The following is a 13,401-nucleotide window of genomic DNA, read 5'->3' on the forward strand; positions in this document are numbered from 1 at the left end:
CATGTCGAAGAACATTTATGTTCTTCGACTTTTTAATATGTAAATGTTATGTATTATGGTTATAATGAAGTTACGGACAGAAATGGGGGAATGATCGCTGGTGAAATTTTTCACAAAACGTAACCTTTTCATTATACTTGGTATTATAATCACTATCCTTACTTTTATTTACATTATTCCTGTTGCTTTACCGATCATTTTAGCATTGCTTACTGCATTGCTTATCGACCCACTTGTAAGACTTGTTGAAAAGAACTTTAAATGGAAACGTAAATTGGCTGTTATTTCAGTATTTATATTTATTTTAGTAATACTCGCATCCACATTATATTATACGGTAACCCAATTAATAGGGAAAATAATTGATTTTACTAAAGCAGCCCCAGGATACTTTAATACACTTTCCGGCATTTGGATTGATATGCAAAACAAACTTTTCCAATACACTGTCGGTATGCCAATAGAGGTAACTGAAGGTATACAATCCGAACTGAAAACTGTATTTAATTCGATGCGAATCGCAATTCTTGATTTGGTAAGTTATGAGAAAATAACCGGATTATTAACAGATGTTCCTAACTTTCTCGTTAGCTTTATTGTCTTCATAATTGCTCTTTTCCTTTTTATGCTCGAATTACCCGCTTTGAAAGAAAGCGTGTTTAAATACCTTACGCATTCAACAGCAGAAAAAGTTCGGTTTATGGTAAGAAAATTAAATTCTACCTTTTTTGGTTTTGCCAAAGCACAATTTCTTGTCAGCCTTATTATCTTGGCAGTGACATTCGTAGGCTTATTAATTATTAAGCCCGAATTTGCAATCGTTATGGCGCTCATCATTTGGATTATCGATCTAATTCCAATTTTGGGTTCAATCATTATCCTTTTACCTTGGGCTTTATATTACTTTGTTAGTGGTGATGTGGGAACTGGAACGAAACTTACAATCCTGGCGATTCTTCTACTTGTCATTCGTAGAATAGTTGAACCTAAGGTCATGGGCGCACAAATTGGACTCAATCCACTCCCTACTTTGGTTGCAATGTTCGTCGGTTTAAAACTTTTCGGATTCATCGGTTTTTTTATCGGCCCACTACTTGTTATTTTATTCACAGCTGCCAGGGATTCTGGCATTATCAAAATTAATTTTAAAATATAAAAATGCTTCCGCTTATTTTGATAGCGGAAGCATTTTTATATTTGATTGCACTTTACTCTCTCTGGTACATCCTATATACATACACTGGTTACTCTATATAAGTGCTCGTTTAATAGGTCCCAGAATCGTGAAGCTTTTGTCTTTTAACTAAATCTAGACGTGTAATTTCATCGGCGTTATTACGTTCCTCAGCGGCCCATGTAAAGAAGATTCTTCCGAGCACGCCTACATATATAAGTTCTTGAGCCGTCTTCATTATGATTCCACCTAATTGCTGGTCAGCCAATGTAGTCATATTCGTAAACATTTCAGGTCCTGAAACACCAAGACCTGCAAGTCCCGATAGCGTACCAGCCGGCACACAAAGCGCCATTGCTTTCAACCAAGCTTCGCCGCCCATATAGGTTTCATAAACGGGCACATCTACAAATATAATGAGCGCACATGCAGGTGTTATTAATATTGCGCTTAGAATAACGTAGCCAATCTTTTTCAAGCCGTGCAATTTAGGTTGGCCCTCGACAGTATTCACTATTGGCCACCACAGAAACACGGCAGACATAAATATTGTTATTGTGAAAACAGCATGTAAAATTAGACTCATTTTCAAATAATCAAGAACCATCGGTACATGATATATCGAAAATGCAAAAGCAAACACCATTAAACTTACTACTGGATTAGTAAATAACCGGAACATCCGATTAATTATGTTCACCTTTAATGCTATTTGCCAGACCCAACCTGGTATTCCCATTATGAGCAGTGGCACTACTATAAATAACAGTGCTGCCATTTGGATCATATGGACAGAAAACAAAATATGTCCCAATAAATCCACTGGAGATCCTTTTAATGTATAAAGTAAAATCATTCCACTTAGAAAGAGAGTGATCTCTTTTATCGTTGGTGGAATAGAGTTTTCGAATCGGTGTCTCCATGTCATCGTTATTAGAAAATACAATATGACGACAGCAACAAGTGACAATAAAAACCATGGACTCCACAAAGCACGGAATCCGAATATACTTAACGGCATTAGGCCATCGCTCCTTCATTTCAGTCTGTCTAGTTATTATAAAACTAATACCGCAATAACTCAATGGACGAACTATGACAATTTTATAAAAGCCTGCAAATTGATAAGAAAAAGAAGCCTGAGGAAGAAATCTTCCCCAAGCTTCTCTTTTTTTCTTAGTTCCACCATACAATTGTAACGAATGTTAGTACTGTAAGGAATGCAAGCAATGCACCAGTAAACATAAACATCGCTGGCGTACCGTGTCCTTTTTCCTTCATATGCATGAAGTAAAACAGTTGCAAACCTACCTGCACTCCTGCAAATAGCATTAATACAGGAATTACCATGAATTTTGAAAATCCGATAACTTCAGCATTGGATGCAATAACCATTGTGAACGAGATAAGCGTTAAGAATATCATAAGTGAAAACATGATTACTTGACTACGCATCTCCTGACGACCACGTCGTCTCCCAATGTCATATTCTCCGGGTGTCTTTGCGTAAATTTCCAAATCAGCCATATTAACCTATCACTCCCATCAAGTAGACTACAGTGAAGATAAATACCCAGACTACGTCAATAAAGTGCCAGTATAACGAAAATGTGTAAAACTTACTTGCGTTATACAAGTTTAGGCCGCGTTTTGAATTACGGTAAATAAGTAATGTAATCCAAACAAGTCCGATAGCTACGTGAAAACCGTGAGTTCCGACAAGCGTATAGAACGCCGAACTAAACGCACTGTTATCAAAGGTAAAACCTAGACCCGTGTAATGCACAAATTCATACACTTCAAGGATTAAGAATCCTAATCCAAGGAAAGCAGTAATGGCAAGCCATAGTTGCATTTTCTTGAAATCGTAGTTTCTCATGTGATACATCGCGTATACACTGGTTAATGATGATGTAAGTAAAAGCATCGTCATCACAAACACAAGCGGTAATTCATAAAGATCTTGTGTTGAGAATTCCAAACCAGCAGGGCCCTTGTTCTTAAGAGCCAAGTACGTTGCGAATAAAGTAGCGAACAATACTGTTTCCCCGCCAAGGAATAACCAGAAGCCAACAAACTTATTCTTTGCTTCAAATGTTGCTGTCTCTGGATTGTCGGGCCACGTCTCAGGGGTAAACTTCTTGTTTAAATCCATTAGTTTCGACCCCTTTCACGTTTAATATCGTTCAAAATTTCTTCTTTTGGAACATAATAGCCTAAATCATCTTTCAATGAACGGACACCCATAGCTATGAACGTCCATAATAGACCAAGTACTAATACCGGTAGACCCCAAGCCGTTTCAGTACGGTACATCGCACCGAAACCTGCTACAAACATACCGATTGTCATGAGCAACGGAATAATAGAACCGTGTGGCATGTGGATAGCTTGTACAGGTACCGCTGGCGTTAAACCAGATGCATTACCTTCTTGTTTTTCAAGCCATACAGTGTCAAGACCACGAACAAGTGGTGTTTGAGTAAAGTTGTAATAAAGTGGTGGTGATTGAATCGCCCATTCAAGCGAACGTCCATCGCCCCACGGATCATTAGCAACAGGTACATTTTTAATAGTTGCTGCAATAATGTTGTAGATGAGAATAATGATACCGATGGCCATTAAGAAGGCACCAACAGTACTAATTACGTTTGACAAATGCCAACCTTGCCCATCCATATACGTAAATACGCGACGTGGCATTCCCCAGAATCCTAACCAGTGTTGAATTAAGAATGTCATATGGAAACCGATTAAGAAGAACCAAAACGTAATTTTACCAAGCGTTTCATTCAACATTACACCGAACATTTTCGGCCAGTATAGATGAACCCCTGCAAGTATTCCGAGAACAGTACCTCCAACAATTACATAGTGGAAGTGAGCTACTACGAAATAGGTGTCATGCAACTGATAGTCAAGAGGCGCAGTTCCAAGCATTACACCTGTAACTCCCCCCATAAGAAACGTTGGGATAAAACCTAATGCATAGAGCATTGGAGTCGTCATCCTTATACTCCCGCCCCACATTGTAAGTAGCCAGTTAAATATCTTAACCCCGGTTGGCACGGCAATCGCCATAGTAGCTACCGAGAATATCGCATTCGCTGTTGGCCCAAGACCGACCGTAAACATATGGTGGGCCCAAACCATAAACCCTAAGAAACCAATCAGGACGGTAGCGAATACCATCGCTGAATAACCAAAGAGTCTCTTGCGTGAGAACATCGAGAATATTTCAGAGAAAATACCAAACGCTGGCAATATTAATATATAAACTTCAGGGTGACCAAAAATCCAGAAAATATGTTCCCAAATTATGGTGTTCCCGCCCATCGCTGGGTCAAAGAAGTTACCGCCAAACATTCGGTCGAATGTTAGTAAAAATAATCCTACAGTAAGTGGTGGGAATGCAAATAATATCATTGCAGACGCAACAAACGTTGTCCATGTAAATAATGGCATACGCATATACGTCATCCCTGGTGCACGCATGTTAATAATTGTTACAAGGAAGTTAATCCCTGCTATGAGTGAACCTCCACCTGCTATTTGTAACCCTATCGCATAGAAATCTGTACCATGTCCTTCAGATGCCATCGCAAGGGATGCATAAGAAGTCCAACCTGCGTCTGGAGCTCCACCCATAAACCATGAAAGGTTCAAGAACAGACCACCGAAAACAAACATCCACAATCCTAATGAGTTAAGGAATGGGAATGCAACATCACGCGCACCTATTTGAAGTGGCATAATGGCGTTCATAAAACCAAATAATATTGGCATCGCTGCTAAGAATATCATCGTCGTTCCGTGCATGGTAATTATCTCGTTAAATAAACCTGCACTGATGAGATCGTTATTTGGTGTCAGAAGCTGAACACGGATAATCATTGCTTCAATACCACCAAGTACGAAGAAGAATCCACCACCTAGGAGATAAAGGATTCCGATCTTCTTATGGTCAACCGTTGTCAACCAGTCCCATAACCACGAGCCAAAACTTTGCTTTTGAGCAACTGAACTCACTATTTCTACCTCCTATTCAAATTCATTATTAATTACTTTTCAACTGTTAATCCCATTAAATAACCTGTAAGAGCATCGAGTTCTTCTTGACTAAACTCGCCTTCAAACCCAGGCATAAGGTTTGCCGGTTTGTATTTCTGTGGATCATTAATCCATTCTTGTAATGCTTTTTCTGTGTGATCCATAAACCCAGCAACGCGGTTACGGTCACCGAAAGCAGTCAAGTTAGGCCCCGCTTTTTCGTTTGACTCACCGACAGCAGAAACTGCGTGACATAGAATACAACTTTGTGCAAACAATTGCTCGCCTTGGTCAGTAGCTGTTTCTTCTGCTACAACGCCATCCGTTGCTTGCATAGCGACTACCCACTCGTCAAACTCTGCACGAGGCATTGTTTTCACTTTGAAATCCATAAGAGCATGTGATGGACCGCATAGTTCCGCACATTTACCGAAAAACACGCCTTCATCTAATTCGCTCGAATCTTTTTCAAAACTTAGGTAAAACTTATTAACGTTTTCGACGTTGTTATCAAGTTTTCCTCCGACGGCTGGAATCCAGAATGAGTGCTTAACGTCAGCAGCTATCAAATTGAAATATACTTTCTCATCCATCGGCACAACTAGTTCTTGCGCAGTAACAATTCCATGCTCTGGGTATTCAAACTCCCACCAGTACAGTTTTGCAGTTACATCTACGACAAGATTTTCAGCAATTCCATCTTCATCCACTGCATCCATTGCAGTTACGTTCCCTAGCTTATATGTGAAATAAACTGTTGGCACTGCCAAAAGAAAAACAAGAAGAATTGGAATTACTGTCCATAATAGTTCCAATGAATTGCTTCCTTCAGTTTGCACAGGAATATGGTCTTCACCCAACTTCGAGCGTCTAAAACGAACAATAGCTACTACATAGATGAGTACTACTACCAAAATGACAAATAACATAATTCCTGAAGCTAACATCAGCAAAGTAAATTGGTCTCTAGCGACTTGACCTGCTGGAAGCAGTATAGATAACTCTTCTTGACCGCATCCTGAAAGGAAAACGGTTAGTGCTGCAAGCAGAGAATAGAGACGCCACTTTTTAAGTCCTTTCATCATCGCCTAATCATACCTCTCTTTCTAATAATGTCTTTATTTTTGGGGATTGTTCCCCTCTATATGAATTCCTATTTAAAAGAAAGAATTCCAACTGTTAAACGAAAAGCGAGAAAATAATTATAGATACGAATAATATCGTCATATAATTGAGTGAGTATACGAACATACCTGTTGCCCACTTTAAATCATCTTTTGCTTTGAATCCTCTAATCGCAAGATAAAGCCATCCTAGATTCAAGGCTGATGCAAGTATGATGAAACCCATTCCAAGTTCAGTAAGTAGGAATGGTAATGGGAATAGTAAAAGTACCCATCCTAACATTGACTTTTTCGTTCTAGCAAAACCCTTCACGACAGGCAACATCGGAATGTTTGCAGCACGGTACTCGTCCGTACGACGCATGGCAAGCGCGTAGAAGTGTGGTGGTTGCCATATGAACATAATAAGGAACAATGCCCATGCTCCCATGCCCAGCGACGGTTCCACTGCCGCCCAACCGATAAGCGGAGGAATAGCTCCAGAAATACTTCCAACGACTGTATTACCTACGTGTTTACGTTTAGACCACATAGAATATAGTACTACATAGCTGAAGATCCCCGCAAGTCCCCACAATCCGGCTGAGACTGATGCTGAGAATAATAAGACTTCACCTACAACGATGAAAGTAAAGGCCAGCGCCCAAACCGATGATGCTTTAAATCGACCTGTTACCGTCGGTCTTAATTTTGTTCTCGACATAATTGGATCGATATCCCGGTCGATTAAATTATTAAGCGCCGCCGATCCCGCGATGATCAAACCTGATCCTCCTAATGCAAAGAAGAGTAAATCCAGATTTTGAAGAAAGCTTAACCCGCTCAATTGCATCGCAAGAAACAGGCCAGTAAAGACTGTAATCATGTTGGAGTTAACAATTCCAATTTTAATAAGCGCTAAGAAATCCTTATACGCAGATGTAGTCATTGGTTTTGTTTCAACAACAGATGTCGCAAGCACGCGACTGTTTGACATGATACCCCCCCTTTCAAAGTTGTAAATAATACTTCCTATACCTAACTATATCGAAATTCGCGTAAGATTTCTATACATATACAAAAATCTCTTCGAATTTCAAATAAAAGCGACACATTTGTCACAGTCCACTATCTATAGTAAATCATTTCGACAATTTAATTGTGAACTTATGAGCACTTTTTTATGAACGATTTGTGAAAAGACTATAAGAACGCATTTCTCAAATGACAATACATTGTTTTTTCTATTCTAATTCGTTATCATAAAATAAGCGGGGACCTGATTTGGTGCTCGTCATTTTAATAAAGTAGGTGTAGTTTTTGAAGTATAATAGATATTTAAAATGGCTGGCTGTTGCCTCAACATTTGGAATGCTTCTTATTATGCTCGGTGGAGCACTCGTTACAAAGACCGACAGTGGAATGGGTTGTGGTCGCCACTGGCCAGGATGTAACGGTCAACTTATTCCCGACGTAATTACAGCTGAAGTATTAATCGAATTTTCTCACCGTCTTGTAACAGGTTCTGTCGGTATACTAATTGTCATTTTGGCCGTTTGGTCATGGAAAGCGCTTGGACATGTCCGTGAAACTAAATTTTTATCCATAATGGCTGTTTTCTTCCTTATTTTACAAGCCTTAATTGGTGCGGCTCAAGTTCTTTGGGGTCAAGGCGATTTCATTTTGGCGCTACATTTTGGTATTTCACTCATATCATTCGCATCGGTACTACTCTTGGCGCTTCTCATATTTGAAGTTGACAAGAAATACGATGCTGAAAAAATCAATATTGGCAAGCACCTAAAATGGCATACTGTTGGTGTCACTGTCTATTCATACATCGTTGTTTATACGGGCGCACTGGTCCGACATACAAAGTCTGAACTTGCCTGTCTCGATTGGCCATTTTGTAATAACAGCGCCATCGGCTTACCAAACACCCTTAACGAATGGGTACAAATGGGACATCGCGTAGCCGCCGGGCTCATATTCATTTGGGTTCTGTACATAACTATTCATGCAATTAAAAATTACAAGCACCAACGTGTAATTTATTGGGGTTGGATTCTAGCACTTATCCTTGTAACATCCCAAGCAATTACAGGCATGACGGTAGTACTTACTCAATTGAATCTTTACATTGCCTTGCTTCATTCTTTATTTATAACTTTATTTTTCGGGTTACTGACTTATATGATTCTTCTTCTTTCTAGAAGTCGATCAGCTAAGAAATAAAAAGCAAGCCATTCCTATTGTTTTTATGGAGTGGCTTTTTTATTCCTCTAAAGTGAAACTGCGAATAACCCATTTCATATCACTTCCCTTTTTTTAGCTTTTAAATCATAAAAGCATCCAGTAATCGAATTTTTTCGACTAACTGGATGCTTTTCACGTTTATTTTAATTCGATGAGCAAGTCCCCTGTTGAGATAGACTCTCCTGCAGTTACGTAAATCTCTTTAATAACGCCATCAAACGGGGCTTGGATTGTTGTTTCCATCTTCATTGCTTCCGTTATGATAAGATGTTGACCCCTCTTCACCTTAGCGCCTACCGATACAGCAACTTTCAAAACAGTTCCTGGCATCGTTGCTGCAATATGAGAGACATTCGAAGTATCAGCTTTAACTTTTCGCACAACATCTGATTCAACGTTCACATCATCAATAATTACTTCACGTGGTTGGCCATTTATTTCGAAATAGATTACTCGTGTTGCATCTGATTGTGGCTCGCTTATGGATACGAGTTTAACAATTAGCGTCTTCCCTTTTTGTATTTCAATTTCGACTTCTTCACCTAGTCGCATTCCATAGAGGAATTCAGGTGTATCTATAACCGACACATCGCCAAACTCTTTATTAGTCGCTGAATACTCCTCAAATACTTTCGGATATAAAGCGTAAGATAATATTTCATGACTCGTAACTGGACGGCCTAATTTTTCGTTAAGCTCATTTCGTAGCAGCCCAAAGTCGACATCCTCAAGTAATTCTCCAGGACGTACTGTAATCGCTTCTCGATCTTTCAAGATAACTTTCTGAAGCTCTTTCGGAAATCCGCCGTGGGGTTGTCCAATATGCCCGCCAAAAAACTCAATAACCGATTCCGGGAAATCAATTGTGTTCCCACGAACTAACACAGTGTTTTCATCAAGTTCATTTTGAACCATGAACAAAGCCATATCTCCAACAACTTTGGATGATGGAGTTACTTTCACTACGTCACCGAATAGCAAGTTGACTCGTGAATACATTGCTTTTACTTCTTCCCAGCGTTCTCCTAGTCCAACTGCTTTCGCTTGTTGTTGTAAGTTAGAATATTGTCCGCCTGGCATTTCATGTACGTATATTTCTGTTTGTGGGCTCATCATGCCACTTTCAAAGTGCTTATAATACTTGCGAACATCTTCCCAGTAATGCGAAAGGTCTTCTAACGGCTTGGCATCTGCCCTAACGGCTCGTTTGCCGCCTTTCATGGCATAATGCAAGGAAGCAGCAGAAGGTTGTGACGTGAGTCCTGCCATTGAACCAAGAGCAGTGTCTACAATATCAACTCCCGCGTCAATCGCACGCGCATACGTGTAAATTCCATTTCCACTCGTATCATGAGTATGAAGATGAATTGGTAAATCTGTAACATCTTTAAGTTCAGATACTAGGCGGTAAGCAGCCTCTGGTTTCAGAAGGCCTCCCATATCTTTAATCGCCAAAATATGTGCCCCTGCGAATTCAAGATCTTTTGCCATTTTCTTATAATAATCCACTGTATATTTATCGCGGGAAGTATCAAGGATATCGCCGGTATAACAAATTGCCGCTTCGGCAACTTTTCCAGCCTCACGCGTTGCATCTATTGCAACTTCCATTCCTTTAATCCAGTTCAAGCTATCGAATATACGGAATACATCTATGCCGGCTTCCGCAGATTTTTTCACAAATTCGCGAATTACGTTGTCCGGATAATTTGTGTAGCCAACCGCATTAGCCCCTCTGAATAACATTTGGAATAATGTATTCGGGATTTGTTTGCGAAGCTTAAGCAATCGATCCCATGGGTCTTCTTTTAAGAATCTATAGGCCACATCAAATGTTGCGCCTCCCCATATTTCATAAGAAAATAGATCCGGCATAAGTCTTGCTGATTCAGACGCAATCTCAGTCATGTCTGCAGTACGCATTCTCGTCGCTAGAAGTGATTGGTGAGCATCCCTGAATGTCGTGTCAGTTAACAGCACATCATCCTGCTCTTTAATCCATTGAATCAAGCCTTCTGTTCCACGTTCGTCAAGTATTTGTTTTGTACCTGGGTTTGGTGGCGTTAATAGGTCAATTGAAGGTTTACGGATGGCATTAAATACTGGTTTTGAGCGGTCCTCAATACCAGGAAATCCGTTAACCGTAACATTACCGATATAATTAAGAATCTTCGTTCCACGATCTAGCCTTTTCGGGAACATGAATAGTTCAGGTGCTGAGTCAATAAACCCTGTATTATAATCGCCTACAAGGAATTTTTTATGCTTGACGACATTTTCAAGAAACGGGATATTTGTCTTTATCCCACGTATTCTAAACTCTTGCAAGTTTCTGTCCATTTTGGCCGCAGCTTCCTTAAATGTCATACCCCACGTAGATACTTTAACAAGGAGTGAATCATAATGTGGTGTAATAACTGCTCCTTGGAAACCGTTTCCAGCGTCTAATCGAACGCCAAATCCGCCTCCAGATCTATAAACCATTAACTTCCCTGTGTCAGGCATGAAGTCATTCAATGGATCCTCCGTCGTAACACGTGACTGGATTGCAAAACCGAACAAAGGAATTTTTTCTTGTGCTGGTATTTGTGCCGTTTCATCATGCAGATTCTTTCCATCAGCAATATGAATTTGTGAATGCACAATATCAATACCGGTTACCATTTCCGTAATTGTATGTTCTACTTGAATTCTTGGATTGACCTCGATGAAATAGAACTGACCGTCAGCCACAAGAAATTCAACCGTACCCGCGTTAACATACCCTATTTTCTTCATCAGTTGCACCGCGGCTGCACAAATTTCTTCACGCATGCCATCCTCTAGTGAAATCGATGGTGCAATTTCAACGACCTTCTGGTGTCGACGTTGAATTGAACAATCCCTTTCATACAGATGTACAACATTCCCATGGGTATCTCCAAGAATTTGAACTTCGATATGTTTCGGTTTGTCAATATATTTTTCCACATACATTTCGTCTGAGCCAAATGCTGCTTTCGCCTCTGACTTTGCACGTTCAAACGCTTGGGCAACTTCATCGGCAGATTCTATAATACGCATTCCGCGCCCGCCTCCGCCTAACGAAGCTTTAACAATAATTGGATAACCGCTGTAATCCCCGAATCTTTCGACTTCTTTAACCGTAGAAACAGGACCATCGCTTCCTGGTATTACTGGTAAGTCGGCTGCAATTGCTTGATCGCGTGCTTTTACTTTATCCCCAAGCATCTCTAGATGTTTGGATGTTGGTCCTATAAAAATAATTCCTTCTTCTTCAAGTCGTCTTGCAAATTCTGCTGTTTCCGCTAAAAAACCATAACCCGGATGGACTGCATCTGCTCCTGAGTCTTTAGCAATAGCAATAATCCCTTCGATGTCAAGATAAGCATCAATCGGTTTTTTACCTTCTCCGATCAGATAGGACTCATCAGCTTTGTATCGATGGAATGAACCACTATCTTCGGCCGAATAAATTCCGACCGTTGCTATTTCCAACTCAGTACATGCTCGGAATATACGAATCGCAATTTCTCCGCGATTCGCTACGAGTATTTTAGTGATTTTTTCCATCCTCAACACTTCCCTCTTAAAATAGTAAGTTGTTTAACTAGTTAATTATTCACTTATCATTTTCTAGCTTAACAAACATTGAGACATTCATCAATATACCTATTGCAATTGACATTAATATTACAGATGTCCCTCCATAACTTATTAACGGAAGTGGGACTCCCGTAAGCGGGATTAACCCTGTCAACCCACCTAAGTTAACAAACGTTTGGATTGCTATCATACTACCGAGTCCAGCGGCGAGCATCCGGGCGTGGGGATCCTTTGCCTTAAGAGCTATAGATAAGGCTCTTAATACTATAAATCCAAGACCGCCAATTACTATGATTGCTCCGACGATTCCCAATTCCTCAGAAATAACTGCCATTATCACGTCCGTGTGTGGTTCAGGTAAATATCCCATCTTTTGGATCGAATTACCAAGTCCGTGGCCCTTTACACCACCGGAACCTATCGCAATATACCCGTTGGCAATTTGGTACCCTGAACCAGAAACGTAATCAAATGGGTTTAGAAACGCTAAGAAACGCCCCTGCCTACTCGGTGTCATTATTGTATCCCAATTGAAGTACAATAATGGTGCTATGAGAAGCATAACTAATGAGATTAAACCGCTCAATTTCAAGAACACTTTCATCCCTATACCACTTGCCGCCATTACTGAAAATGCAACCATCACAATAATAAATGATGTCCCTATGTCTGTTTCTGACATTACCGAACCTACTACTAATACTAAGATAATAATAGGTGGACCAATAGATTTATTTAGACTATCAAGTGTTCCCGATTGATGTTTTTTAGCGAAAAAGCTAGCAAAATAAATAATGATAATGAGCTTTGCAACTTCAGAAGGTTGAATACTTCCCAAGGTAAAACTTCCAACACCTACTTTAATCCAACTCCGAGCACCTACATCATCACCATATCCAATAAAATGAACAAGGAACAGCAGGACAAACATTCCAATTACAGAAAATATCATAAACTTTTTTCGTTTGTAATTTTTATAAGGGAAAAAAGCAGCTAATAAGAATGCGGGAAAAGCGATGGAAAGATTAAATAATTGTTTTTTAAAAAAATGATCCGATTCCCACTTATAATGACCAACTGCATAAACAAAACTGGAACTGTAAATCATAATTAGGCCAAATAAAGCTAAAGAAAGGTAAACAAAAAAAAGTGGGAAATCAAAATTTCGTAAAAATCGTTTTAAATAAGTCTGCATTAAAAACCCTCATTTAC

10 protein-coding genes are annotated in these 13,401 nt (G+C 39.7%); 2 read left to right on the plus strand and 8 right to left on the minus strand.

Annotated elements, in window-relative coordinates; translation table 11 throughout:
• Positions 1-100 precede the first annotated feature (100 nt).
• Positions 101-1,156 (plus strand): sporulation integral membrane protein YtvI, encoded by a 1,056-nt coding sequence (gene ytvI / locus KSU66_RS01390; RefSeq protein ID WP_269049612.1) that lies wholly within the window; start codon positions 101-103, stop codon positions 1,154-1,156.
• 109 nt (positions 1,157-1,265) lie between these two features.
• Here ytvI and ctaG read toward each other — a convergent pair whose 3' ends face one another.
• The 6 genes from ctaG to cyoE all read right to left on the minus strand — a co-directional run bounded on the left by ctaG (position 1,266) and on the right by cyoE (position 7,324).
• Entirely contained in the window at positions 1,266-2,195 is a 930-nt protein-coding gene (ctaG, locus tag KSU66_RS01395; protein WP_269049613.1) for a cytochrome c oxidase assembly factor CtaG, read from the minus strand.
• A 155-nt stretch (positions 2,196-2,350) separates the two neighbouring features.
• Positions 2,351-2,701 (minus strand): cytochrome C oxidase subunit IV family protein, encoded by a 351-nt coding sequence (locus KSU66_RS01400; protein ID WP_269049614.1) that lies wholly within the window; start codon positions 2,699-2,701, stop codon positions 2,351-2,353.
• A gap of 1 nt (position 2,702) precedes the next feature.
• A complete protein-coding gene (locus KSU66_RS01405; RefSeq protein WP_269049615.1) occupies positions 2,703-3,329 on the minus strand; it encodes a cytochrome (ubi)quinol oxidase subunit III in 627 nt (208 codons plus the stop codon).
• On the minus strand, positions 3,329-5,203 hold the full coding sequence (gene ctaD / locus KSU66_RS01410) for a cytochrome c oxidase subunit I (protein WP_269049616.1): 1,875 nt from the start codon (positions 5,201-5,203) through the stop codon (positions 3,329-3,331). Before ctaD ends, KSU66_RS01405 begins: the two co-directional genes overlap by 1 nt.
• 32 nt (positions 5,204-5,235) lie before the next feature.
• Positions 5,236-6,309 carry a cytochrome c oxidase subunit II gene (gene coxB / locus KSU66_RS01415; RefSeq protein ID WP_269049617.1) on the minus strand — a complete coding sequence of 358 codons (1,074 nt, stop codon included), beginning with the start codon at positions 6,307-6,309 and terminating at the stop codon, positions 5,236-5,238.
• 94 nt (positions 6,310-6,403) lie between these two features.
• Positions 6,404-7,324 carry a heme o synthase gene (cyoE, locus tag KSU66_RS01420; protein ID WP_269049618.1) on the minus strand — a complete coding sequence of 307 codons (921 nt, stop codon included), beginning with the start codon at positions 7,322-7,324 and terminating at the stop codon, positions 6,404-6,406.
• Positions 7,325-7,647: 323 nt separating this feature from the next.
• Here cyoE and KSU66_RS01425 point away from each other — a divergent pair, with 323 nt between their 5' ends.
• On the plus strand, positions 7,648-8,562 hold the full coding sequence (locus tag KSU66_RS01425) for a COX15/CtaA family protein (protein WP_329958754.1): 915 nt from the start codon (positions 7,648-7,650) through the stop codon (positions 8,560-8,562).
• A gap of 159 nt (positions 8,563-8,721) precedes the next feature.
• Here the strand turns inward: KSU66_RS01425 and pyc are convergent, their stop codons facing one another.
• Both pyc and KSU66_RS01435 read right to left on the minus strand, forming a co-directional pair.
• Positions 8,722-12,156: a pyruvate carboxylase gene (gene pyc / locus KSU66_RS01430; RefSeq protein ID WP_269049619.1), complete on the minus strand. Its 3,435-nt coding sequence runs from the start codon at positions 12,154-12,156 to the stop codon at positions 8,722-8,724.
• Between the two features lie 49 nt (positions 12,157-12,205).
• Entirely contained in the window at positions 12,206-13,384 is a 1,179-nt protein-coding gene (locus KSU66_RS01435) for an FtsW/RodA/SpoVE family cell cycle protein (RefSeq protein ID WP_269049620.1), read from the minus strand.
• Positions 13,385-13,401 lie beyond the last annotated feature (17 nt).

This window comes from Sporosarcina sp. G11-34 (assembly GCF_026931025.1).

What these genes read in the sequence shown, in the direction of transcription:
- cyoE (WP_269049618.1), bottom strand. Translation starts at nt 7,324, where the DNA reads ATGTCAAACAGTCGCGTGCTTGCGACATCTGTTGTTGAAACAAAACCA.
- KSU66_RS01405 (WP_269049615.1), bottom strand. Translation starts at nt 3,329, where the DNA reads ATGGATTTAAACAAGAAGTTTACCCCTGAGACGTGGCCCGACAATCCA.
- ctaG (WP_269049613.1), bottom strand. Translation starts at nt 2,195, where the DNA reads ATGCCGTTAAGTATATTCGGATTCCGTGCTTTGTGGAGTCCATGGTTT.
- KSU66_RS01400 (WP_269049614.1), bottom strand. Translation starts at nt 2,701, where the DNA reads ATGGCTGATTTGGAAATTTACGCAAAGACACCCGGAGAATATGACATT.
- KSU66_RS01435 (WP_269049620.1), bottom strand. Translation starts at nt 13,384, where the DNA reads ATGCAGACTTATTTAAAACGATTTTTACGAAATTTTGATTTCCCACTT.
- pyc (WP_269049619.1), bottom strand. Translation starts at nt 12,156, where the DNA reads ATGGAAAAAATCACTAAAATACTCGTAGCGAATCGCGGAGAAATTGCG.
- coxB (WP_269049617.1), bottom strand. Translation starts at nt 6,309, where the DNA reads ATGATGAAAGGACTTAAAAAGTGGCGTCTCTATTCTCTGCTTGCAGCA.